This window comes from Cobetia amphilecti (assembly GCF_032923285.1).
GTDB lineage: Bacteria > Pseudomonadota > Gammaproteobacteria > Pseudomonadales > Halomonadaceae > Cobetia > Cobetia amphilecti.
The window spans coordinates 969,949-994,723 of record NZ_CP136695.1; the positions used below are offsets into that span (position 1 = coordinate 969,949).

Consider the following 24,775-nt stretch of genomic DNA (forward strand, 5'->3'; position numbering starts at 1 on the left):
CAGCGGGTTGTCACAAGGCCCATACGACGGGACTCATCCGGTGGGTGGGTATCAGGCAGCACTGTGAGCCGCCTGGTGCGAGTTCAATTGCGCCGTGTCAGATGTGGCGGGGGTGAGCAGCCCCTGCTGCGTCAGCCAGCCGATCTTGGTCATCGGCTGGCGCCCTTCATCGAGCAGGCGCTCGACCAGCGTCAGCCAATACTGGCGTGAGCGTGCATGACGCATGTCGACCGGATGCAGACCCAGACGCAACACCGGCGTCTGTTGCTCGCGGCTCAGCTTGCGCTGCGTCACCCACTGCGACATCAGGCGGCGTGGTGCTGAGCGTGCGCTCCACACGAGTCCGGGCGCATCGATGACAGTGAAGTCAGGCAGTCGATAGAGATGCTGGGGGTCACTGGTGTAGCGAAAGTCGAGGGACTTCAGCGCCTTGCGAGTGCCGTCACTCATCAGCCAGGCAGGGGCCACGAATCCGTCCAATGGCCAGCCGAGGCGCTTGAAGAGTGCGGCGCCTTCCAGCAGGCGTCGTCTGGCTTCGGCCTCATCGAGGGGGTAGAACTCGCCCTCCCAGGTCAGCACGCGGCGCATCAGGTAATCGCGCGGGGTGCGGGGGGCTGGCGCGTCATCGCAGTGATGGAAGCCATGCAGGGCAAGCTCGTCCCCCTGTTGGCGGCGAGAGTCCAGCAGGGCGATGAATTCCGGAGCGTCTTCCAGGGCGCTGCGATGATGGAAGTCAGGCACCACCAGCCAGGTGATCGGGCAGGGGTGGTTCAGGCGCTCCTGGCAGAGGGCATCCACCTCGGCGACGAAGTCCCGGTAGTCGGTCCAGGTCTCGGGCGCGACATCATGCAGGACCAGCAGAAAGTGCTGCTTGGCAGCCGGCGATTCAGCCATGGGTCACCTCCTCGAGTACCGGTTGCATGCGAGTCCCGGTGACCGCGTGATAATGCCCGAGCAGACCATCCACGACACGGTCCCAGGCATGGTGCTTCTCGACATGCCGCCGCGCCTGACGACCCAGTGCGGCGGGGTCATTGGCGAAGACTTCCTGCACGGCACGCGCCATGGCATGCGGCGAGTGCGGGTTGCACAGCTGACCGCAGCCCAGTGGCACATTCTCGGCCAGTGCGCCGGCGCGTGCCGCCACCACCGGTGTGCCGCAGGCCATGGCTTCCAGTACCACCAGACCGAAGGTTTCCTGGGTGCCGGCATGCAGCAGCACATCCACCGAGGCCACCAGGCGCGCCACTTCGGTGCTACTGCAGAAATGCCCGGTCACGCTGACATTGTCGGGCAGATGTCGCGGCATGCCCGAGCCGATCAACAGCAGATGGTAGTCGGGGCCGAGCAGGCGAGCGGCCTCCAGCAGCTCATCCAGATTCTTCTCGCGTGAGCCGCGTCCGGCGAAGGCCAGCAGACGCACGTGGTCTTCCAGGCCAAGCTCGCGACGCAGGCTCTCATCGCGGCAGTCAGGGTGGAAGGTGGAAAGATCGACGCCCAGTGGCTGGATATGGACATTGTCGACGCCGAGCCGGTCGAGCCGGTCGGCCATCACCTGGCTGGGGGCCAGCACGCGGTCAAAGTGGCGATAGAGACGTTTGACGTAGCGATCGACGTTGGCCCCTGACCACTCTCCCAGGCGATTGGTGATCAGACGTGGCAGGTCCGAGTGATAGAAGCCCAGCACCGGGACATCGAGCTTGCGACCGGCATCGAGTGCCGCCCACGCCGTGACGTAAGGGTCGCCGGCCTCGATGACATCCGGCTGCAGTGCCAGCAGCGTGCTGACCCAGCCGCCCCGGCGCAGGGGGAAGCGATAGCCGTTGCCGAAGGGAATGGGCGGTGCCGGCACGCTGTAGAGGTCATCACTGACACTGGTGGTCTCGCCGGGGACCAGCAGGCTGTGACGAACATCGGGCCGCGTCCGCAGACGTCGTCGCTTGGCTTCCAGGTAGGTTCTGACCCCGCCACTGGAGGGGGCATGGAACATGGTCATGTCAGCGATATGCACACGGACTCCTCAAGACCGCTTTACCGGTCGTGCGCGATGAAGATGAATCCCGACGTCACTGCCCGCCATGGCTGCCTTGTCGTGCTTCAGGGTGCTCCCGGGTGCTTGAGAAAGACGCAATCGAGCACGCAGATTCCAGCAAGCCAGTGGCAATGACGAACGAGCCTCTGGTCAAGTCATGGGGGGAACCCGACGTGAAACCAAGGGCACGAGGCATGACATGCGGTGTCGCGCGTGACGAGACGCCTCGCCACGCGATGTTCCACACTGCGGCTGGCAATGACGTTACATCAGGAGATGACTGGTCTGTGTGACAACAGGGAACAATGTTGGTGCGATGCGCTCCCGCTCTCGGACATTTGTCATCAAGCTCCTGGCATCACGCCCCTGGCATCACGCCCCTGGCATCAGGTTCACTGCGAGGGGAGGGAAGAAAGACGTTTTGCCATGCTGGCGTGCTCCAGCAGGGAGTGCGGCAGCTGGCCTCTGGTCAGTGCTGCGCAAGAGAAGCCATACGACAGGCAAAAAAAGACCCTGTCCGGAGCCACCGGACAGGGCAAGTGCGTGCACTACAGGAATACAGGGGGCGACAGAGGGGGAGGGTCGCCGGAGCGGGCATTGCAGGGTCTAGCAGAGGATCGACTCAGTCATGTCTGGCATCCGTGCCTGGTGTTGCATGGGGTCCTGGCATCGTTATCTGTCCTGATGGAGGGAGATCGGGCGTCATCACGCCAGTCCATGCTGGGAAAGGTGCAGGGCGCTGGGCATGGACTGGCCAAGCTCCTGCGAGAAGGCGGCTTCCGGCTCGGCTGGGCGCTGGCTGGCGAGCAGTACAAGGCTCAGCAGCAGGCCGGCGGCCAGCAGCAGACGGTTGCGGGTCCGGCGACGATCACGTTCCAGCAGCATCGCGACATGTTCCATCGCTTCACGTTGAATCTCACGCTGGCGCTCCGGAGAGGTGGAGCTGCCATCCGAGCTTCTGCCTGAGCTGCTGTCTGCTCCGGCGTCGACACGGGCATAGCTCATGGCCGGGTGACGAACGATGGCGGCATGCTCGGCCAGGTGACGCAGTGAGGTAGCTGCAGTGGAGCGATGAGTTTTCATTTCCGGGTCCTCGCATGGACGAACTTCATCAGGGACAGGCTTCAGTCATTCGCGCTTGGGTCAATCCAGTAACGCTGCAGCAGTGAAAGCAGATGTCGTGTGTCGATGTGAGGAGTATAGCGTGAGCTCATGTTTCACAAAATTACAATTTTTCACGCTTGGCACACGATGCGTATACGTAGTGCACAAGAACGAAAAACGCCCCGGGCGCAGAGCGCTCCGGGGCGTAGATGGCCGTGGCAATTGCCCGTGATGACAAGGCAGTTACATACGGCAGTGGTGGGTCGCGGCTTATTCGGCCGGACGACCTACCAGTGAACGACGCTCTTCACGGGCTTCGGTCAAGGAGACCTTGATGATGTCGCCCAGTGAGTAACGCAGCTCGTCTTCGATGCGCACGCGGCCTTCCTTGTCATCGATCGCGACCTTCTTGCGATCGCTGTGGATCAGCGGTGCCGGAATGAAGACGCTGGCGCCATTCTCTTCCAGACGCACGCGCATGCCGCCACGACGGATGTCGATGATCTCGCCAGTGAAGATCTGCTGTTCTTCGGCGGCCTTGGTCAGGTAGCGCACGTAGAGCCAGTCCTTCACATCGCGCTCGGCCATGCGGTTGAGACGACGACGTTCGCTGAGGTGCTCGGTCAGCTGCTCGGTGGCTTCCGCCGGCACGTCCTGGCCGAGAATCACGCGCTTGATCAAGCGGTGGTTGACCATGTCGCCGTACTTGCGGATCGGCGAGGTCCAGGTCGCGTAGGCTTCCAGCCCCAGACCGAAGTGCGGTCCCGGCTGAGCGGACATCACGGTGTAACCCTGGAAGCGACGCATGCGCACGTCCAGCCAGGTGTCTTCGCGGCTGTCCAGCTCCTGACGGATCAGGCGGTAGCCTTCCAGGCTGCCCAGCTGTTCCGGCGTGGCGGTGATGTTCTGGCCAGCCAGGAACTCGATGGTGTCGTCGTACTTCTCCGGTGCGAAGCCCTGGTGCACGTTGAAGATACCGTGACCGATGTGCTTGGAGAGCAGACGTGCGCAGCTCAGGTTCGCGGTGATCATGGATTCTTCGATCATGCGATTGCTGATGCGGCGGTGGTCGGCACGTACGTTGAGCACGTTGCCTTCCTCATCCAGCTCGAACTCGAAGTCCGGACGCTCGCGGAAGACCTGGGAATTGCGTGCACGCCAGGCGATACGCGCCTGGGTGAAGGCTTCCAGCTGACGCAGACCTTCGGCCAGCTCTTCGGTTTCCGGCTTCCAGCTGCCTTCCTGGCCTTCGATCCAGTCGGAGACGTTGTCGTAGGTCAGGCGGTGGTGGGAGCGCATGGTGGCCGCGAAGAACTTCGGCTCGCCGATCACGCCATCGGTATCGATGTCGACGATGCACATCAGCGTCGGACGGTCTTCACCTTCCTTCAGCGAGCACAGGTCGTCGGCCAGGATTTCCGGCAGCATGGTGACGTTCTGGCTCGGCAGGTAGACGGTGAAGGAGCGCGTGCGCGCCTCTTCGTCGACACGGCTGCCTTCCGGCACGTAGGCGGTCGGGTCCGCGATGGCGATGCTCAGGGTCCAGCCGCCTTCCGGGCGCTCGACGATGTGCAGGGCGTCATCCATGTCACGGGTCTTCTCACCATCGATGGTGAAGAAGGGCACGTGGGTCATGTCTTCGCGAGTCAGGCCTTCCTCGAGCAGCGGCCAGTCAGTGCCGCCCTCCGGAGAGGCCTGTTCCAGTGCGTGACGCGCCAGGGTGACGCGCCACGGCACACGCGGGTTGTCCACGGTGGCGATGACTTCCTCGATCTGGGCGAAGAAGCTGCGGTCGTCCTTGCGCATCGGGTGACGCAGCAGACGTGCCACGACCCAGTCGCCATCATTGAGGGCTTCCTCATTGATGCCACGCTTCACACGCGCTTTCATGCGCGTGTTGATGGAGGGATGATCCGGCATCACGTTCAGGCGGCCATCACGCTTGCCGACACGAGCGACGAAGCGATCGACACCCGTCTCAATCAGCACTTCCGGCTGTACGGACTTCTTCTCACCTTCCACCTTGACGGTCGCTTCGACGGTATCGCCGTGCAGTACCTGCTTCATGGCGGGTGGCGGCACGAAGTAAGACTCGCCGTCCTCGCACTCGAGGAAGCCGAAGCCCTTGTCGGTGCCTTTGATCACCCCCGTGACACGGGGAATTTCCTGGCGGATTTGATCTTTCAGCTGCGCCAGCAGCGAATTGTTCTGCAGCATTTCGGAAGTTCTGTTGGCGGGGTCAGTGGCTCACTATACGGACATGGAGCATGGGGGGAAAGCTACCAGATGGCCCAACGCCCGCGCGGGCTGCGCGCAGGCGTGGATGAGCGGCAGGTCAAGCGTGGGCAAGCCTGGCGAAAGCGGCCTGCCAGTGCGCTTTGCCACAGGCTCGGGCGCGCGCTCAGTCGGCGGTCGTCGTGGCGTTCAGCAGACCCGAAACCGGCGTATCACCATCGAACAGGGTGAAGATGGGCGCCTTGCGATGACGGCCACCGATCTCGCGGGCCTTGATCAAGCCGAGCAGGAACTCGGCGACATTGGCGCGCGAGACCTGCATCTCGTCGGAGTCATCGGCGTTCTGGGTCAGCTTGCCGCTGCCGCTCTCGTTGGTGAGACGGCCGGGCTTGACGATGACGTGACGCAGGCCACTCTCGGCGAGACACAGGTCGGCTGCCTTCTTGGCCGCGAAGTAGGGGCGCATCGCCGCCGGACCGGCCAGCGGTGTCTCGGAGCGGATCGAGCTGACCTGGATCACGCGCGACAGCCCGAATTCAGCGGCCAGCTCCGCGGTGCGCATCGCACCATGCAGGTCGATGGTCAGTGTCTTGTCCGGGCCGGTATTCGGGCCGGAGCCCGCGACGAACACCACCTGATCGCAGCCGTAGAAGGCCTGGCGCATCTCGCCTTCCAGGTCGCCCAGAACCGTCGGGATGCTGCGTTCATGGAACCAGCTCTGCTGCTCGGTCGAGCGGATCATCGCCACGACGGGTTCGCCGGCGGCCTGAGCCTTCTCGCAGAGTTGACGACCGATCTTGCCGTTGGCACCGATGATGAGCGTCTTGCGCATGCTGTCTGCTCCTTCGCGAATCAAATGGCGAGGCGGCTGGCGAGTGATATTGCCACTCACTGCCATGCCTCTCCTGGTACAGCAAGGTCTGCGGGCTGAGCCACGTGACTTCAAGGGGACCGTTCAATCGCGGGCATTACGCGGCGACTCGCTCGCGGGATGAAGTCTGCGATGGACAAGCATCAAAGGCGGCTGTCATCTCTGTCTGTGGCACGGGAGCCTTGCTAGGATGGCGCTGCCAGGCACGACTCCCTCAAGATTGCGCCAACGACAAGGATGCCCGATGAGCCGCATAGCCCACCCCGACACTGATGATCACAGCGACACCGCCGCATGGCACGGCGCCGCCTTCCCCACCGAGAGCGCGATCCGGGTCGGGCTGATCGGTTATGGCATGGCGGTGCGCACCTTCCACGCACCCTTGATCGAGGCCACGGACGGGCTGGCGCTGGTGGCGCTGTCCACCTCGCGGCCCGAGGTCGTCAGGGCCGAGCGCCCACAGCTGGAGGTGGAGGCCACCCCGGAGGCCTTGCTTGCGCGTGACGATATCGATCTGATCATCATCGCGACGCCCAACGAGACTCACGCCCCGCTGGCCTCTGCGGCGCTGGCGGCAGGCAAGCATGTGGTCGTCGACAAGCCCTTCACGGTGACGCTTGAAGAAGGCGAGGCTCTGACCCGCCAGGCCGAGCAGGCCGGACGGGTGCTGGCGGTATTTCACAATCGGCGCTTCGATGCCGACTTCCTGACGCTGGCGGAATTGATCAACGACGGCACGCTGGGGCGCATCGCGCATCTGGAATCCCACTTCGACCGCTTCCGCCCGACGGTGCCGAACCGCTGGCGTGAGCAGGCACTGCCCGGCAGCGGCCTGTGGTATGACCTCGGGCCGCACCTGCTGGATCAGGCGCTGTGCCTGTTCGGCGAACCAAGCGCCATCCAGCTCACGCGTCGCGCCCAGCGCGAAGGCGCGGTGACCGATGATTTCTTCCATGCCGTGCTCGATTACGCCCACCATCCAAGGCACCCCGGTCTGGTGGTGGAGCTGCACGCCAGTGCACTGACGGCGGCGCCGACGGCACGCTTCGCCGCGCACGGCACCCGTGGCAGCTACGTGGTGTTCGGGCTCGACCCTCAGGAGGATTGCCTCAAGGCTGGTGACTGGCCCTCGCGTGACCCGCAGGAGCGCCAGGCGCGCCAGTGGGGGCGGGATGCGCGTCCGGGAATGCTGACTGTGCTGGAGGCCGACCCGGACGGCGCCGAGGGCGAGCAGGTGCTGGTGGGCGGCACCCATCAGGGCCGCGATGGCGACTATCCAGCCTGGTATGCGGGGCTGCGCGACTGCATTCGCGGCCGGGGCGGCAATCCGACCTCACCCCATGAGGCGCTGCGCGTGATGAAGTGGCTGGAGGCCGGCATCGCCAGCGAAGGCTGAAACCATCGAAGGCTGAAACCATCGAAGGTGAGATGACTCACGAAAGACGCGCGCCCTGAAGGCCGAATGGCCAGCAATCAGAGGCGCGCGTCTTGTTTTCGAGGTAGTGGCAGGGGAGATCGCGGCCTGCTCAGGATGCGTCGTCCTCGCCCTTGTCGGCCTTGCGCATGCGCGAGAACAGCTCCGCGCGCAGCTCACCGATGCGCGGCACCTCCTCGGCATGGAAGGGGATGGGGCGCAGCAGGCGCATGGCTCGCAGGCCGAGACGTGCGTTCATCAGGCCACTGCCCAGCCCCTGACCGGCCTTGGTGGAGAGGCGGCCGGCCAGATTCATCGACAGCAGGTCCATGCTGGCCTCGGCGGCCAGTTCGCTGGCACCGGCGAAGGCCATCGAGGCCAGCACCTCCTTGAACAGCCGCAGGCGGCTGGCATAGCCCAGCTCCAGCCCGTAGAGGCGCGACAGGCGCTCCATCATGCGCAGCCCGCGCCAGGCCACCAGACTCATGTCGACCCAGGTCAGCGGCGAGACCGCCACCATCACCGCTGTCTCGCCACTCATGCGCGAGATGAGACGCCGCGCCTCACGATCCCGCGGCCCCAGCACGTGGAAGGCGAACAGCTCGCGGCGCTCCGACGGGGAGTGATGCGCTTCACAGGCGGCGCGCCAGGCGCGCACGCCGGCATCATCATCGCCGAGCTTCATCTGACGACGCAGCTGTTCGAGCAGGTCTTCCTGCTGGCTGTCGGCTTTGCCGCCTGCCTTGCCCGAGTCCTCGTCAGGCGTGGGCTGCGCATCACCGCGCTGGCCAAAGCTTTTCTGGCCAAAACCCCTTTGACCAAAGCTCTCCTGGCCAAAGTCATCCTGCTGATGTTCTTCCAGCTCGGCGCGCAGCGCGACGTGCTTGCGCAGGTGACGCAGCCTGAAGAGCTCCTTGCCCAGCGCGCGGGCGCCAAGCCCGATGGCGCCAAGGCCCAGCAGGCCCCAGGCACCGGCGATCAGGTCGCCGCCCATGGCCGCCTGATAGAGCGCATGACCGGCCTCGACACCCCCGAGTGTCAGGGTGCCGAGCAGCAGCCATTTGAGGCCGCGATGACGTGGCCGGGCGCTCAGCGTCGCATCCAGTCCCGGCGTGGCGGGTTCCGGCTCGGCTGCCGCCAGGGGCTGGCTTTCCATCTCCGGCGAGAAGTGACGCGCGCCGCGGAGGGCCTCTGCCGCGCTCTCTGATGCGCTCTCGGTGGGGCGCTCGGCATAGGTGGTCGAGGCGGCATTGGCCTGCGCCGAGTCGGCAGAGTCGGGACTCGTGAAGCGTTTGCCCGGGCGCGGATGGCGGGATTCGGTGGTCATTTCAGGTGGTCTCCCAGCAGCCAGTCGAGCACGGCGTCCATGCGAATGTGAGGTGGCGCATTGCCGTCGATCTTCGGCGGCGCGAAGTGGGGGAAGTCGAAGCGGCTTTCGGCCCAGAAATTCGGGTCGGGCAGCCGTGAGGGCACCTCGCCCGGGAACAGCAGCACGGACTCGCGGCCGGCGCCTTGCGTGTCCGAGTCGCTCGCCTCCTCGTGCTCGCCGAGCAGTTGTCCCGCCAGCGCCGGATGACGCTGCCCATTCTCGACCACCTCGCGCGCCTCGCTGGCGCGGATGGCGGCGATGGTGAAGGCCTTGAGCGGCACATCACGATAGCGCAGGCGCTTGAGCGGGTCCGCCAGCAGCTGTTCGAGCAGGTCGCGCATCGCGCCATGCTGCTCTGGCGTGACGTGGTCGGCCTTGGTGGCGGCGATGGCCAGGCGGTCGATACGGCGGTCCATCAGGCGCGCCAGCAGGTGGCGGCGGCCATAGGCGAAGCTGTCGAACAGCTTGTCCAGCGCACGGCTCAGGTCGCGGAAGGGCGCCGGGCCGGCATTCAGCGCGCCCAGCACGTCGATCAGTACGATCTGGCGGTCAAAGCGCCGGAAGTGGTCATGATAGAAAGGGCGCACCACGCGGCGGCGATAGTGATCGAAGCGGCGTGCGAGGGTGCGATACAGGCTGGCTTCCGGCAGCGCGGCCAGCGCGTCGGGTGTCCAGTCACCGAGTCCCGGCAGCGGGAAGAATTGCAGCACCGGCGCTTCGTCCAGCTCGCCGGGCAGCAGGAAACGGCCCGGTGTCAGGTCGACGAAGCCACCCTTGCGGCGCGCGGCGTGCAGATAGTCGGTATAGAGGCTCGCGATCTCGGCGAGGCGGTCTTCATCCACCTCACTGTCCGGTGTCAGACCCTCGATGGCCGCCATCCAGTCATGCGCCCAGTCGCCACGCCCGTCGGCCAGCTGGGTCTCGCACTCGCTGCTCCAGCCGCTGAAGTCCTGCTCCAGCATCGGCAGGTCCAGCAGCCATTCGCCGGGATAGTCGATCAGGTCCAGCGTCAGGGTGGCGCGCTGGCTGTCGAGCATGCGCGCGGCGCGCGAGGTGGGGCGAAAGCCGATCTTGAGGCGCAGCTCGCTGATGCTGCGGGTCGGCGTCGGCCATTCGGGGCCGTGGGGCGAATGCTGGCCGGACAGCGAGCGCAGGCCGGCTTCCAACGGGAAGCGCGGAATGGAGAGGTCCGGCTGGCTGACGCGTTCCGCGCCGAGCAGGCGGCCGTCGCGTGCGGCGGGCAGCAGTTCCAGGCGCGCACCGAGTCCGGCATGGCGCAGCTGTTCGATCAGCGAGACGAGAAAGGCGGTCTTGCCGGCACCGGACAGGCCCGTGACGGCGAGCCGCAGCTGGCGGTCGAGACCGCGCTCCAGCAGGTCATGTGCTTCGCGGCCCACATCGCGGGCAAGCTGGCGGGCGTTGCGGGTCATGGTGTTGAACATCAGGCATTCCCTGTCAGTGGGGGCGAGGCGGCGGCGCGACGTGATGGTGTCCTGGCAGCTGATGATGAGCTGGGTGATGGCCGGGACTTGTCAGCGTGCGCCGCACGGCTCGCCATCATCCCTCTATCTGCGGGCGATCGGCGCGCAAGGCAAGCTGACGCCATGCCAGCAGGGCGATGGGCAGCAGGCAGGCGGGGATCAGCAGCAGGTTGAGCAGCGCCCAGCCCAGCGTACTGACCAGGGGGCCGGCCAGCAGCGCCGTCACCGCCCCGGTGGTGAAGACGAGGAACTCGTTGGCGGCCTGGGTGCGGGCCTTCTCGTTGGGGCGATGGCAGTGGGTCAGCAGCGTGGTGGCGGGCAGGAAGGTGAAGTTCCAGCCGATGCCGAGCAGGATGAGACCGAGGAAGAACCCCTGGGTTCCCGTCAGGTAGTCGGCGGCCAGCAGCTGTGCGGTGGCAAGGCTTGCCAGCAGAAAGCCGCAGCCGGTCACGATCATGGTGCCCGCCCCGAAGCGGGCGACCAGCCGCCCGGTGAAGAAGGACGGCAGGAACATGGCGACCACATGCCATTGAATGGTGGTGGCGACATGATCGAAGCCGTGTCCGGCATGGGCCATGGCCAGCGGTGTGGCCGTCATCGCCAGATTCATCACCCCATAGCCGACCATCGCGCTGAGCACGGCCAGCAGGAAGGTCGGTTGACGCAGGATCACGCCCAATGGGCGTGCCGGCGCCGCTGCATCATGGTCGGCTGACTGGGCGTTGCCTTCACGGGGCAGGCGGATGAAGGCCAGCAGCAACAGCGCCAGCAGATAGAGAGCCCCCAGCCCGATGAAGCTGCCCAGGAAGGGCGTGTCGGCCAGCGCATGACTGGTGCGTGCAAGCCAGGGCCCGAAGAAGGCCGCCAGCACGCCGCCACCCATCACCAGCCCGATGGCGCGCTCACGCTGCTCCTCCGGGGCGGCTTCCATCGCGGCGAAGCGATATAGCTGACCGAAGCCGATACCGATGCCCACCAGCCAGGTGGCAAGCAGGAACAGTCCGAAATGCTGCAGATGCAGCGCCAGCACGGCCAGCCCCGCGCCAGCCAGCCCGCACAGATTGCCGAGCACGAAGCCGCGCCGCCGCCCGAGACGGGCGGTGATCAACGAGGCAGGAATGGTGGCGCACATCAGGCCCAGCCACTGGGTGGCGACCGGCGCGGTCGACCAGCTGCTCGAGGCCAGCTGGGCACCGATCAGCGGCGAGACCGCGATCAGCAGGATGTTGCCGCTGACCAGCAAGGCCTGACACAGTGACAGCAGCGTGACGGCCAGCGGCAGGCGTGCCCGGTCGGCAGCGGAAGAAGATAGTGGCATGAAGGCGCAGCTCCGTCGGATGTCGGCGCCCGGCGCGCCTGACTTGATTATGCCTGTGCTCCGCTCAGGCGTTCCAACTCCGTGTTCAGGATTGCGCTCTCGGCGAGCCTAGTCTCCCGCCCATTCCCGCAGGCTGCCCTGGCGCACGCGGCGAATGGCGTGTGACAGCTCGCCCTGCTCGGCAAGACGCTGGATGACCGCAGGCAGCGCAGCGCGGACTTGCGCGGCTGACATGCCGGGGGAAAGTTCCGGGGCATACAGCATCTTGAGCAGCACGTAATCCAGCGGGCTCAGCCAGGTATCCACCGTGACGTCACTGAAGACGGAGGGGAAGACCCTGTCTGAATCATTGGGCAGCCCCATCAGCTGGGCGCTCTCCTCGACGACGCAGTCCACCAGGCGCGCCTTCTGGCGGGCATAGTCCGCGGGAATCAGGATCAGGCCGCTGGTGATGGCGTGATCCGGCCCGGTCTTGAACAGCGTCAGGCACACGCCTTCACGCAGTGCCTTGCGCATGCCCGGGGTGGCGGCCTGCTGCTTGCCGACGTAGGCGGTGGCCTCGCGCGTCATGTGGTCTCGGGCGATGAAGGCGATGCGCAGGTTGGCCTCTCTGGCGGAGGACACGAAACTCAGCGGCTGGCCGGTAATGGCGGCCAGATGACGAAACTGGACCTCGCTCATCTGTCGCTGCATGCGCGAATTGCCCAGCTGCGAATCGACCCGCACCTTGATGGGCGCCTGCCAGCGTACCAGCGAGGCGCTGCTGCCGGGTTGGTATTCACGCTTGAGCGCCACTTCCATGAAGCTGTCCGTCAGCACATCGGCCCGCTGCCAGCGCTCGGCGGCCTGGCTCGGGCTGACGGTGGCCAGACTGGACAGCAGCAGAGCGATGCCCAGCGCCTTGAGCGCCCAAGGCGCCCTGAGCGAGGAAAAGAAAGGAGCCCTCAGCGAAGAGGAGAAAGGAGCCTTCAGTGGAGGAGAGAACAGCCCCGTGAGCTGGCGATGGGGTAAGCAGGGCATGGGCGACCTCTTCAGGGAACATGCAGTCCAGCATGCCTGAAATGCACACGCCCCGCGTGTCCGAGAGGGCAACGCGGGGCGTGATACTCAATTGATGACGATTTGTCGTTTTGAAGCGGCGGCTTTCAGGCGTCAGATGAAGGCCAGATAGATGGCGATCACCAGCACGACCAACAGCAGCGCGCAGACCTTGGCGCCTTTCCAGGGCGTCATGTCGATGGCGCCGACATCCTGCTGGATCCACGGCTCGTCACGCGGCGCCAGCTTGCCGATGATCAGCATCATCGCGATCAGCAGCACGAACACCAGACCGACGAAGTGGAACTCGTGGATCACGTCGAGCACGCCGGAGAAGGCCGGCACGAAGTAGACCACCCCGATCACGCTGCAACCGATCAGCAGTGCCAGGTTGGCGGCGATGGTCGGCACGCGACGCGTCAGCAGCCCCATCAGCACCACGGCGAAGATCGGGATGAAGTAGATGGCATTCATCTTCTGCAGGTAGCCGAACAGACTTTCCTGACCGGCCAGCAGCGGCGCGAGGGTCATGGAGGAGATCGCCAGCACCCAGCCGAAGCCCTTGGAGACCTTGACCACTTCCTCGTCGCTGGCATCACGACGCAGATGCGCCTTGTAGATACCGGTGGAGAACAGCGTGGTGGTGGCGTTCAGCGCCGAATTGAAGGACGACAGGATCGCGCCGACCATCGCCGCGGCGAAGAAGCCGGTCAGCGGCGCGGGCAGCACATCGAACACCAGCTGGCCGTAGGCGCTGTCGGCCTTGACGCCGGAAGAGGCGTAGAGGTGATAGGCGATGATGCCGGGAATCACCAGATACAGCGGGCCCAGCAGCTTGAGGGCACCGGTCAGCAGGACGCCTTTCTGGCCCTCGGCGAGGGTCTTGGCGGCGAAGGTGCGCTGGATGATCTGCTGGTTGGTACACCAGTAGAAGAAGTTGATGATCATCACGCCGGTGAACAGGGTCGAGAAGGGCACCGACTGGTCTTCACCGCCCATGGAGTTGAATTTCTCCGGATTGGCGGCGGTCAGCGTGTCCCAGCCGGCCATCACGCCCTGGCCATCACTCACCGCATCGAGGCCGAAATAGACGATCAGCATGCCGCCGATCAACAGACCCACGCCGTTCAAGGTGTCGGAGATGGCGATGGAGCGCATGCCGCCGAACAGGGCATAGATGGCGCCGATGATGCCGACCACCCAGATGGTCATCCACAGCAGCGCATTGGGCGAGCTGATGCCGGTCAGCGAGGGCAGATCCAGCATGCCCTGCAGGCCGATGGCACCGGAGTAGAGGATGATCGGCAGCAGGATCACCGCGTAGGCGAACAGGAAGATCAGGTTGGTGATCAGCTCGGTGCTGCGGCCATAGCGCAGGGCCAGCAGCTCGGGCAGGGTGGTGATGCCACTCTTGAGGAAGCGTGGCAGGAAGAACATCGCCATCACCACCATGGCCAGTACCGCCATGACTTCCCAGGCCATCACCGACAGGCCATCGGTGAAGGCGGCGCCATTCAGGCCGACCATCTGCTCGGTGGACAGGTTGGTCATCAACAGGGAACCCGCGATCAGCGGGAAGGTCAGGCTGCGTCCGGCGAGGAAATAACCGGTGGAATGCGAGGTGTCATCGCGGTGTGTCCACCACCAGGTCAAGGCAGCGACCAGGCCGGTAAAGAACACGAAAGAAACAAGTGTCAAGGCATGCATGGGGGAGGATTCCTTTAGGCGTGCGGCGGCGAATCATGAGGCGGTGGGCAGGTGACCCGGGTGGCGATTCGACGCCGATCCAGCCGTGGCGATGCAATGCACACAGCAAGCTGTGCCATCGTCCGTGAAGAGGCTCACCGGTAACATTCGGGGCAAGGCTGGCGCTAGTGTAGATATCTCCCGCTTTCTCGCTATCCGCCATTTGTAGAACATACGTAGGTTTCGGGGTGTGGTTGGCGTCTATTGAGCGTTGAGAATGAACAGGCGGTCATTGCTTCTCAGTCTCTGGTATCAGGTCTTGATCGCAGTGTCGTAAAAAGACGCATGTCGCGGCTTTCACCACGCATTGCGGGTCATCTTTGATGCTCAATCAGAGACGCCAGCGCCCTGCCATAGGTGAAGATGACGGGGCGCTGGCGTGCTCATGTCGTGCGCTCATGTCATACGCTCATGTCGTGAGGTCATTGCGATGACGATGACATGTGGCGTGCGAACGCGCTGGGCGAGTGGGGCGATCAGCCGGCGAAGGCCAGATAGATGGCCATCACCAGTACCAGCAGAATGATGCTGGCGATACGCGTGCCGGCCCAGGGGGTCATGTCGATGGCACCGACATCCTGCTGGATCCAGGGTTCGGCGCGCGGTGACAGCTTGCCGATCACCAGCATCATGGCGATCAACAGCACCAGCACGATGGCGATGAAGTGGAAGTTGTGCACCCGATCGACCAGCTCGGAAAGCGTCGGAACGAAGTAGAACAGGCCGATGACCGCGCAGCCGAGCACCAGCGCCAGGTTGGCGGCGATGGCCGGCACGCGCTTGGACATCAGTCCCACCACGATCACCGCCAGTAGCGGGATGTAGTAGATGGAGTTCACCTTCTGCACGTAGACGAACAGGCTTTCCTGGGTCGCCAGCAGCGGCGCGATGGCCATAGCGGCGGCGGCCATGATCCAGCCGGCCCACTTGGAGGCCTTGACCACCTCTTCATCGCTGGCCTGCGGCTTGAGGCGTGCCTTGTAGACATCGAGGCTGAACAGGGTGGCGGTGGAGTTGAGCGCCGAGTTGAAGGACGACAGGATCGCGCCGACCATCGCCGCGGCGAAGAAGCCGGTCAGCGGCGCGGGCAGCACATCGAAGACCAGCCGGCCATAGGCGGCGTCGGCCTTGATGCCGTCACCGGCGTAGAGCTGGAAGGCGATGATGCCCGGCAGCACCAGATACAGCGGGCCCAGCAGCTTGAGGGCACCGGTCAGCAGCACGCCTTTCTGGCCTTCGGCGAGGGTCTTGGCGGCGAAGGTGCGCTGGATGATCTGCTGGTTGGTGCACCAGTAGAACATGTTGAGCAGCAGCACCCCGGTGAACAGGGTCGAGACCGGCACTGACTGGTCATCACCGCCCAGCGAATTGAGCTTCTCCGGATGGGTCTCCTTGAGCGTCTCCCAGCCGGCGAGAATGCCATTGCCGTCGCCGACACGGTCCAGCCCGTAGTAGACGATGATCATGCCGCCGATCAGCAGGCCGATGCCGTTCAAGGTGTCGGAAATGGCGATGGAGCGCAGGCCACCGAAGAGGGCATAGATGGCACCGGCGATGCCGACGGCGATCACGGTGCCGGTCAGCAGCACCATCTGCGAGTCGATGCCGGTCAGGGCACGCAGGTCGAGCACGCCCATCAGGCCGAGGGCGCCGGAGTAGAGAATGCTGGGCAGCAGGATGATGGCGTAGGCCAGCATGAAGATCAGGTTGGCCAGCAGCTGGGTGGTGCGATCGAAGCGCAGTGCCAGCAGTTCCGGCAGGGTGGTGATGCCGCTCTTGAGGAAGCGTGGCAGGAAGAACATGGCCATCGCGACCAGCGAGACCACGGCCACCACTTCCCAGGCCATCACGGAAAGGCCGTCGGTGAAGGCGGCGCCGTTGAGGCCCACCATCTGCTCGGTGGACAGATTGGTCATCAGCAGGGAGCCTGCGATGATCGGGAAGGTCAGACTGCGCCCGGCGAGAAAATAGCCGGTGGAATGTTGATGGTCGTCACGACGGGTCAGCCACCAGGTGATCACGGCGACCAGCCCCGTGAAGAACACGAAGGAGCTCAGGGTGAGGGCGTTCATGGCATTATCCTTGTTGAACAACAGGGCTCGGAGGCCTGCTTGCTCAGCTGCCCATCGTCTGCAGACCATGCCTCACCGTTGGCGCGCGGTACCACGAGACACGCTGTCAGCGACCGACATCTAGCGTGCCGATCAGTGTCAAAGAAATGCCGGACCCTCACCATTGACAATTTGTCTGACATTTTTCTGCAATTGTCTGATTCGTGCAGACATAGCCCGCCAGCGGCTGTCGACCTGTCGCCATGACCAGAACGCCCCGCCTCTTGCGTGTCGATCGACAGCAGGAGGCGGGGCGTTGTCGTTGTCAGAAGCTGGTATCGGAAGCCGATAGTCAGCAGCGAGTTTCAGAAGCCGATAGTCAGCAGCGAGTGCCACATGCCGACATCAGAAGCGAGTGCCAGAAACCGACACCGCTGTCAGACGCTGGCGCCGGCGGGGGTCAGCACCTGCTGGTAGAGCGAGGCACCGTGGATGTCCTTCAGCGTCACGGTCAGCGCTTCGCTCTCGGGGTCGAGATCCACCTGGCCGAAGAACTGGAAACCCTCGCTGGGCGACATGTTGGCCCGCCCCTCAGGCGGTGCCTTCACGAATTCGAGTTTCGGCCCGAAGGTGTTGTCCAGCTCACCGGGACCGAAGGTGCCGGCGTGGATCGGGCCGCTGACGAATTCCCAGAACGGCGTGAAGTCCTTGAAGACGGCGCGCTCGGGCGAGTAGTGGTGCGCGGCGGTGTAGTGCACGTCGGCGGTCAGCCAGACCAGATTCTGGATGTCGTGATCGCGCACGAACTTGAGCAGTTCGGCAATCTCCTGCTCGCGTCCCAGTGCCTCGCCATCGCCGTTGGCGCCGTTCTCGAAGTTGTCGCCGTCACGCACCAGCAGCCCGATCGGCATGTCGGAGGCGATGACCTTCCAGGTGGCCGTGCTGGCCTTGAGCGACTGCTTGAGCCATGCCAGCTGATCGCGACCCAGGAAGTCGGTCTGTGGCCCACGTCCCGTCTGGCGGTTGGCGGAATTGGCACCGCGGAAGCTGCGCATGTCGAGCATGAACATCTCGAGCCCCGGCCCGAAGCTGAAGTTGCGGTGGATGCGCTCCGGCGCGGCTGGGCCGGTGCGCAGCGGCATGTTCTCGAGGAAGGCGCGACGCGCATTGGCGGACAGCACGTCGAGATTCTTCTCGGTGTAGCGATCATCCTCGAGAATCTCGCCCGGGTACCAGTTGTTGGTGGTCTCGTGGTCGTCCCACTGGGCGAACATCGGCACTTCGGCATTGAAGCGGCGCAGGTTCTCGTCCATCAGGTTGTAGGCGTACTGGCCACGATACTCGTCCAGCGTTTCTGCCACCTTGGACTTGGCGGGCGTGACGATGTTGCGCCACAGGCTGCCGTCGTGCTGGGTGACGCTCTCCTCGAGCGGGCCATCGGCATAGATGGTATCGCCGGAGTGCAGGAAGAAGTCCGGCTTGACCTGACGCATGGTCTCGTAGAGGCGCAGGCCACCGAAGTCCGGGTTGATGCCCCAACCCTGACCGACGGTGTCACCCGACCACACGAAACGCAGCGCACGCGGTGTCTGGGCGCTCGGCGGCAATACCAGGCGACCGGCGGTGGCCTCGCTGATGGCGCGGTGGTCATCCAGCGCCGCGTAGCGCACCCGGTAGAAGACCTCGCCGCTGGCGTTGGCGCGAGTGCCGATGCGGGTCAGGTCGAGCTTGCTGGTCAGGCCGTCCGCCGGCAGGGCCACCGGGCCACGCATCTGGAAGGCGCCGCGCATCTCGGGATTGTCGGCCAGTTCGATCAGCATGCGTGCCGGCTTGTCGCTCTGGCTCCACAGCATGGCGCGGCTGGCGGTCACGTCGCCGCTCATCACGCCGGAGGGCATGCGCGGGCGCCGTCCTTCGGCCATCACGATGGCGGGAGCGCCGAGCAGGCCTGTGGTCGCCAGCAGCCCGACCCCGGCACCTTGCAGGCCGCGCCCCAGCAGCTGGCGGCGGTCCATCCGTGACGGGGCGCCGGCGGGGGTGACTGTCGCAGCACCATTGCCGGCTGGCGCAGCGCCTGGCGAAGCGGGGGATGTGGGGGTGGTTTGAGCGGCGTGGGACTTGCGAGAGGAACGCAAAGGCAGCAGATCAGACAGACGGCGGGACATGACGGGCTTCCTTGTAACGGTCTGGCGTCAGGTTGGGATAGAGAGTGGCAACACAAGTGACATCAGGGCACCAGCCAGCGCGGGACATGCCGCAAAGGCTGACAGCGCTGATGGGAGAGGCTACTTTCCACGCTCAAGATGAAGATCCGGTGTCAGAACCATGATCGCCCCGCGCCGCTCAGGCCCGACACTCGCAGTGAGAGATGTCGCGATCAGCCAGGCCTGTCGCGCGGCTTTCTTCCCGACTCCACGCAAGGACACCTTCGATGCCCCCCTCCATGCCCCCCTCAAGCCCCTCGGAATCCCCGCAACCTGATGCCGCCAAGCTGATCGCGGACAGCCATCCCCAGGCACGGCAGGTGCTCGATTATTGGTTCACTCAGCTGACGCCCAAGGACTGGTTTCGCAAGAGCGATGCCCTCGATGGCCAGCTGCGTGAGCGATTCGCCGCGCGGCTCGAGCAGGCACTTGCCTGTGAGCTGTGGGAGTGGCGAGCGAGCGTCGGTGGGCGGCTGGCGGAAATCCTGCTGCTGGACCAGTTCGCGCGCAATATCCATCGCGATACTCCGCGCGCCTTCAGTGGCGACAACCTGGCACTCGCGCTCTCCCAGCAGGCCGTCACGCTGGGCGACCTGGACCGCCTTCCGCTGGCCTGGCAGCCCTTCGCGATCATGCCGTGGATGCACAGCGAATCGTTGCGCATCCATGAACATGCCGAACAATTGTTCGCACGCCCCGGTCTCGAACACACCTTGCGCTACGAGCATCTGCATGCGGACATCGTGCGTAGATTCGGCCGCTACCCGCATCGCAATGCGATTCTCGGTCGCGAGTCCACGCCGGAAGAGATCGCCTTCCTGGGCCAGCCCGGCTCCTCATTCTGACAAATGAAAGATCGCCCCCTTTTAATTGTGTGACGTCGTCTCCAAGACTTGTACAGCGGCGCCAAGCGCCTGTACATCAGCAAGGAAGGAGACAGCAGATGGGTATCATTCTCGGGTTGATCATCGGTGGTCTGGCCGGCTGGATCGCAGGCAACATCATGCGCGGCGGCAGCTTCGGCATTCTTGGCAACATCGTCGTCGGTGTCGTCGGCGGCTTGCTGGGCAGCGTCATCTTCAAGCTGCTGGGGCTGGCCTCCACCGGCATCATCGGCTCGCTGGTCGTCTCGGTCGTGGGGGCGGTGGTGTTGCTGTGGATCGTCTCGAAGGTCAAGTCCAAGGCCTGACGGCGCGGTGTCGAGCCCCGTCAGGCGGTTGTCAGCAAGCGCAAGCAGCAAGCAGCAAGCGCAAGTAGCAAGTGCAGTCGTCAACAGCAAGTGAAGTCCCTCGCGGGTGTCTGGATGGATTCGATGTAGACACCCGCCGCAGCAACGCCTCTTGTCACCCGGGGCACCTGACTGCCCGGTGATCTGTCACGGCGCCGAGAGGTGCCTTGCTCGAGAAGTGCTTTGACAACAAGCACTTTCACGACAAGTACTTGGACAAGAAGTACGCCGGCAAGAGGCGGCAAGGCCGAATCATCCTTCAGCGCCACAGTAGTGGCGCGTTGCGGATCTAGCGAAAACAGGAGCGTTTGAGCATGGCGAGCAATGAGCACGATTCAGCACCTTCTTCCCAGTCGAATGCCGACAGCGCGAAGTGCCCCTATCACGAGGGCCAGAATCGCTCGGCAGAGGGAGAGAACCCCTATACCCATCCCAACCGCAATGGGCCGCATGACACCAAGCCCAATGCCGGTGATGGCCATGCCAAGGACGAGGCGCTGGAGACCTATCGCGCCGACGCCGAAGGGCATGACCTGCGTACCAACCAGGGGCTGCGCATCGCGGACAACCACAACTCGCTGAAGGCGGGGGAACGCGGTCCGACCCTGATGGAAGATTTCATCTTCCGCGAGAAGATGAACCACTTCGACAATGAACGTATTCCTGAGCGTATCGTTCACGCGCGTGGCGCGGCCGCGCACGGGTATTTTCAGGCCTACGACAATGCCGCCAGGTATTCCAAGGCCGGCGTGTTCAGCGACCCATCCAAGAAGACGCCGGTGTTCGTGCGCTTCTCGACCGTGCAGGGCTCGCGTGGCTCCAACGACACGGTACGTGACGTGCGTGGCTTCGCGACCAAGTTCTACACCGATGACGGCAACTGGGACCTGGTCGGCAATGACATCCCGGTGTTCTTCATCCAGGACGCGATGAAGTTCCCTGACTTCGTGCACGCCGTGAAGCCGGAGCCGCACAACGAGATTCCCCAGGGCCAGTCAGCCCACGATACCTTCTGGGACTTCGTGTCACTGATGCCGGAAACCACTCACACCGTGCTGTGGACCATGTCGGACCGCGCCTTCCCGCGTCATTACCGCAACATGGAAGGCTTCGGTGTGCATACCTTCCGTCTGATCGACCGTGAAGGCGTGTCGCGCTTCGTCAAGTTCCACTGGAAGCCGGTGGCCGGTACCTGCTCGCTGATCTGGGATGAAGCCCAGAAGCTGTGGGGACGTGACCCGGACTTCAACCGTCGCATGATGTGGGATGACATCAAGAGCGGGGCGCCGCTGGAGTGGGAGCTGGGCATCCAGGTGGTCGAGGAGAAGGACGAGCACAGCTTCGACTTCGATATCCTCGATCCGACCAAGCTGATCCCCGAATCGCTGGTGCCGGTGGTGCCGATCGGCAAGATGGTGCTGGACCGCAATCCGGACAACTACTTCGCCGAGACCGAGCAGGTCGCCTTCAATCCGGCCAACATCGTGCCGGGGATCGACTTCTCCAATGACCCGCTGCTGCAGGGGCGTCTGTTCTCCTATCTGGATACCCAGATGCTGCGTCTTGGTGGGCCGAACTTCCACGAGATTCCCATCAACCAGCCGGTGTGCCCGTTCCACAACAACCAGCGCGATGCCCAGCATCGTCAGACCATCAACACGGGGCAGGCGTCCTACGAGCCGAACTCCATCGATGGTGGCTGGCCGGCCGAGACACCGCCGTCCCAGGACGCCCATGGCGGTTTCGAGCCGTATCATGAGCGCATCGAGGCGCACAAGGTACGTGCGCGCAGCGCCTCCTTCGGGGATCACTATTCCCAGGCCACCCTGTTCTGGAACAGCCAGACTGACGTGGAGAAGGAACACATCATCGCGGCCTACACCTTCGAGCTTTCCAAGGTCGAGCGTCCGTGGATCCGTGAGCGGGTGATCACCGAGATCCTGCCCAACATCGATCTGGAGCTGGCACGTCGCGTCGGTGAGAATCACGGCATCGAGACACCGACCAGCAAGCCCGCGCCGGACGGTGAACTGGGCACCAGCCAGGTCGACAGCGACCCGGCACTGAGCCTGATGGCGCGCCTGCCGGACTCCATCGCCACCCGCAAGGTCGCGATCCTGGCCGCCGATGGCGTCGCCATGGAAGATGTTCGCTCGATCAAGGAGCAGCTGGCCGCCGAGGGTGCCGAAGGGCTGTTGATCGCCCCGAGCATGGCGCCGATCAAGGCCGGAGACGGCACCATGCTGTCGCCGGATGCGATGCTCAATGGCCTGCCGTCCGTGACGGTGGATGCCGTCGTCGTCGCTGGCGGCGCGGGCAGCGTCGAGGCGCTGAGCGGCTCGGGCCTGGGACTCTATTATGTCCAGGAAGCCTACAAGCACCTGAAGCCCATCGTGGCGATCTGCGAAGGCAAGGAGCTGCTGGCCGCCGCCCGCGTGCCGGTCGAGGAGGGCGTCATCCTGGTGGATGATGTGCTCGCCGCCAGCCTGCCGCTGCGTGATGCCCTGATGGCTCACCGTGTATGGTCGCGTGATGCGCGTGCCAACCAGATGCCGGCATGAGGCGCTGACGCCCCACAAGGTATGATGTGACCCATATAGCCCCCTGACCTGCGAAGGTCAGGGGGCTTTTTCATGGTCATGATGCGGTCATTTCCGGACGTGAAGATGTGATGGCGGAGAAAGGTGAAAACAGGGTTGGTGACACCTCCGGGTTGAGAGCCGTCCTGCGGTTCACGCCGCTGAGGGTGGCTGATAGGCTCAGTGATAGAGGCTGATTATCGAAGGCATGCTGGTAATTGATTATCGCTAGAAGCACCAGGTGCGTAAGGTAAGCAGGCATCAAGGGGCCACAAGCCAGCACATGCCGGGCAGGCATTGGCCCCGACCCGATTCGACAATGGGCTGCAGGCCTTCACATCAAGCAGCGCATGAAAATGTGACATCAGCAGCATCTGGCCTTGCCAGTCGAGTTTGATAGCGCTTTTTTCTACCTGACAGGAGAACGTCTACATGTCCCAGACTCCACGCTATACCACAGGTAACGGCGCCCCGGTGCCTCACGATGACATCAGCCAGACAGCGGGCCCGAATGGTTCACTGACCTTCGACAACTGGCGTCTGTTCGAGAAGCTGGCGCACTTCAACCGTGAGCGCATTCCGGAGCGTGTCGTCCACGCCCGTGGCGTCGCCGCCTACGGCACCTTCACCCTGACCCGTGACCTGTCTGACCTGACCATCGCCCGCTTCCTGCAGGGCGTCGGCAAGCAGACCCCGTTGCTGGCGCGTTTCTCCACCGTGGCCGGTGGCCAGGACAGCGGCGACAACACTCGCGACGTGCGCGGCTTCTCCTTGAAGTTCTACACCGAGGATGGCAACTGGGACATGGTCGGCAACAACACGCCGGTGTTCTTCATCCGCGAGCCGTCCAAGTTCCCTGACTTCATCCACACCCAGAAGAAAGACCCGCGCACCAACATGGTCGACTGGCAGAATCGTTGGGAATTCTGGGCCAACCATCCGCAGGCGCTGCATCAGGTCACCATCCTGATGTCCGACCGCGGTATCCCGAAGTCGCTGACCACCATGAACGGCTACAGCTCACACACGCTGAGCCTGTGGAACGACAAGGGCGAGCGTGTCTGGGTCAAGTGGCACTTCAAGACCGACCAGGGCCACGAGACGCTGACCGACGATCAAGCGGCGCAGGTCGCACCGGACTTCCACCAGCACGACATGTTCACCCGCCTCGAGCGTGGCGAGCGTCCGAGCTGGACCGTCAACCTGCAGGTGATGACCGAAGCCCAGGCACGTGACTACCACATCAACCCGTTCGATCTGACCAAGGTGTGGCCGCACGGTGACTTCCCGCTGATGGAAGTCGGCAAGATGGAGCTCAACCGCAACCCGGAGAACTACTTCGCGGAAGTCGAACAGTCCGTCTTCTCGCCGTCCAACTTCGTGCCGGGTATCGGCGCCTCCCCGGACCGCGTGCTGCAGGCTCGTCTGTGGGCCTACGCCGATGCACACCGCTACCGTGTCGGTGCCAACGCCGAGCAGCTGCCGGTCAACCGTCCGGTCTGCCCGGTCAACCACTACCAGCGTGATGGCGTGATGGCGGGCATGTGCCCGGTCACCGGTCACGGTGGCGGCCCGCTGGGCGGCCAGGTCGGTCAGGGTGTACCGGGAGAAACGAAGGAAGGTGGCCAGTACTCACGCACCAACTTCTACCCCAACGAGCGTGCCGATCAGGGCGCCCCGGTGCCGGACGCTACCGTCGCCGAGCCGGCGATGCCGCTGGAGCAGAACGCCTGGATGGGCTATCACGACAACAGCGATGAGGATAACTACAGCCAGGCCGGCAACCTCTATCGTCTGTTCGATGAAGGCCAGAAGACGCGCATCACCGACGTCATCGCCGGCACCATGGCAGGCGTCAGCCACGTGGTCCAGGACAAGATGATCGCGCACTTCCGTCAGGCGGATGCCGATTATGGTGATCGTATCGCCACCAAACTGGCCAAGCTCGATCCGCGCTGAGTCAGTCATGTTGCACCCTTCGTCAGGTCAGTAGTTACCCTTTGAGCTGACGAAAACATCAAGGCCCCCGCCGGGTAACCGGCGGGGGCCTTGTCGTATGCGGCTGTCAGGGTGCTATCCGACAGTCACAGCGCTGTGCGAAAGAC

General features: G+C 64.2%; 17 protein-coding genes. 5 read left to right on the plus strand and 12 right to left on the minus strand.

The genetic code is table 11. The annotated features are described in order from the left end of the window. Nucleotides 1–51: 51 nt before the first annotated feature. The 5 genes from R1T44_RS04195 to R1T44_RS04215 all read right to left on the minus strand — a co-directional run bounded on the left by R1T44_RS04195 (nucleotide 52) and on the right by R1T44_RS04215 (nucleotide 6,203). Nucleotides 52–894, minus strand: coding sequence for a polysaccharide deacetylase family protein (locus tag R1T44_RS04195; protein ID WP_317292644.1), 843 nt, complete (start codon nucleotides 892–894; stop codon nucleotides 52–54). Continuing rightward, entirely contained in the window at nucleotides 887–2,011 is a 1,125-nt protein-coding gene (locus R1T44_RS04200) for a glycosyltransferase family 4 protein (RefSeq protein ID WP_043333996.1), read from the minus strand. Before R1T44_RS04200 ends, R1T44_RS04195 begins: the two co-directional genes overlap by 8 nt. Nucleotides 2,012–2,737: 726 nt before the next feature. Beyond that, a complete protein-coding gene (locus tag R1T44_RS04205) occupies nucleotides 2,738–3,115 on the minus strand; it encodes a hypothetical protein (RefSeq protein ID WP_317292645.1) in 378 nt (125 codons plus the stop codon). Between the two features lie 291 nt (nucleotides 3,116–3,406). Beyond that, nucleotides 3,407–5,353: an exoribonuclease II gene (locus R1T44_RS04210; protein WP_153635098.1), complete on the minus strand. Its 1,947-nt coding sequence runs from the start codon at nucleotides 5,351–5,353 to the stop codon at nucleotides 3,407–3,409. A gap of 184 nt (nucleotides 5,354–5,537) precedes the next feature. Next, nucleotides 5,538–6,203, minus strand: coding sequence for an NAD(P)H-binding protein (locus R1T44_RS04215; RefSeq protein ID WP_317292646.1), 666 nt, complete (start codon nucleotides 6,201–6,203; stop codon nucleotides 5,538–5,540). A 283-nt stretch (nucleotides 6,204–6,486) separates the two neighbouring features. On the opposite strand from R1T44_RS04215, the gene R1T44_RS04220 reads away from it, so the two are divergent. Continuing rightward, nucleotides 6,487–7,638, plus strand: coding sequence for an oxidoreductase (locus R1T44_RS04220; protein ID WP_317292647.1), 1,152 nt, complete (start codon nucleotides 6,487–6,489; stop codon nucleotides 7,636–7,638). A gap of 130 nt (nucleotides 7,639–7,768) precedes the next feature. Here R1T44_RS04220 and R1T44_RS04225 read toward each other — a convergent pair whose 3' ends face one another. From R1T44_RS04225 to R1T44_RS04255, 7 genes are all read right to left on the minus strand, one after another. Then, nucleotides 7,769–8,983 carry a TIGR01620 family protein gene (locus tag R1T44_RS04225; RefSeq protein ID WP_317292648.1) on the minus strand — a complete coding sequence of 405 codons (1,215 nt, stop codon included), beginning with the start codon at nucleotides 8,981–8,983 and terminating at the stop codon, nucleotides 7,769–7,771. After that, nucleotides 8,980–10,467 carry a YcjX family GTP-binding protein gene (locus R1T44_RS04230; protein WP_317292649.1) on the minus strand — a complete coding sequence of 496 codons (1,488 nt, stop codon included), beginning with the start codon at nucleotides 10,465–10,467 and terminating at the stop codon, nucleotides 8,980–8,982. The genes R1T44_RS04225 and R1T44_RS04230 overlap by 4 nt, the downstream gene beginning before the upstream one ends. A 115-nt stretch (nucleotides 10,468–10,582) precedes the next feature. Continuing rightward, nucleotides 10,583–11,788 (minus strand): MFS transporter, encoded by a 1,206-nt coding sequence (locus tag R1T44_RS04235; protein ID WP_153636762.1) that lies wholly within the window; start codon nucleotides 11,786–11,788, stop codon nucleotides 10,583–10,585. A 144-nt stretch (nucleotides 11,789–11,932) separates the two neighbouring features. After that, nucleotides 11,933–12,844, minus strand: a complete 912-nt coding sequence (locus tag R1T44_RS04240; protein WP_317292650.1) for a DUF2927 domain-containing protein — start codon at nucleotides 12,842–12,844, stop codon at nucleotides 11,933–11,935. A gap of 132 nt (nucleotides 12,845–12,976) precedes the next feature. Continuing rightward, on the minus strand, nucleotides 12,977–14,569 hold the full coding sequence (locus tag R1T44_RS04245; RefSeq protein ID WP_317292651.1) for a solute:sodium symporter family transporter: 1,593 nt from the start codon (nucleotides 14,567–14,569) through the stop codon (nucleotides 12,977–12,979). A 515-nt stretch (nucleotides 14,570–15,084) separates the two neighbouring features. After that, on the minus strand, nucleotides 15,085–16,680 hold the full coding sequence (locus R1T44_RS04250) for a solute:sodium symporter family transporter (RefSeq protein ID WP_054555382.1): 1,596 nt from the start codon (nucleotides 16,678–16,680) through the stop codon (nucleotides 15,085–15,087). 416 nt (nucleotides 16,681–17,096) lie between these two features. Beyond that, nucleotides 17,097–18,824: an alkaline phosphatase D family protein gene (locus tag R1T44_RS04255; protein ID WP_317292652.1), complete on the minus strand. Its 1,728-nt coding sequence runs from the start codon at nucleotides 18,822–18,824 to the stop codon at nucleotides 17,097–17,099. Nucleotides 18,825–19,090: 266 nt separating this feature from the next. Here R1T44_RS04255 and R1T44_RS04260 point away from each other — a divergent pair, with 266 nt between their 5' ends. From R1T44_RS04260 to R1T44_RS04275, 4 genes are all read left to right on the plus strand, one after another. Further along, the gene (locus tag R1T44_RS04260; protein WP_317292653.1) at nucleotides 19,091–19,708 is read left to right on the plus strand and encodes a DUF924 family protein; all 618 of its coding nucleotides are present in this window, start codon (nucleotides 19,091–19,093) and stop codon (nucleotides 19,706–19,708) included. Nucleotides 19,709–19,806: 98 nt separating this feature from the next. Then, entirely contained in the window at nucleotides 19,807–20,052 is a 246-nt protein-coding gene (locus tag R1T44_RS04265) for a GlsB/YeaQ/YmgE family stress response membrane protein (protein WP_043333988.1), read from the plus strand. A gap of 353 nt (nucleotides 20,053–20,405) precedes the next feature. Continuing rightward, nucleotides 20,406–22,652, plus strand: coding sequence for a catalase HPII (gene katE, locus R1T44_RS04270; protein ID WP_225347539.1), 2,247 nt, complete (start codon nucleotides 20,406–20,408; stop codon nucleotides 22,650–22,652). 450 nt (nucleotides 22,653–23,102) lie between these two features. Then, nucleotides 23,103–24,629 carry a catalase gene (locus R1T44_RS04275; protein WP_317292654.1) on the plus strand — a complete coding sequence of 509 codons (1,527 nt, stop codon included), beginning with the start codon at nucleotides 23,103–23,105 and terminating at the stop codon, nucleotides 24,627–24,629. Nucleotides 24,630–24,775 lie beyond the last annotated feature (146 nt).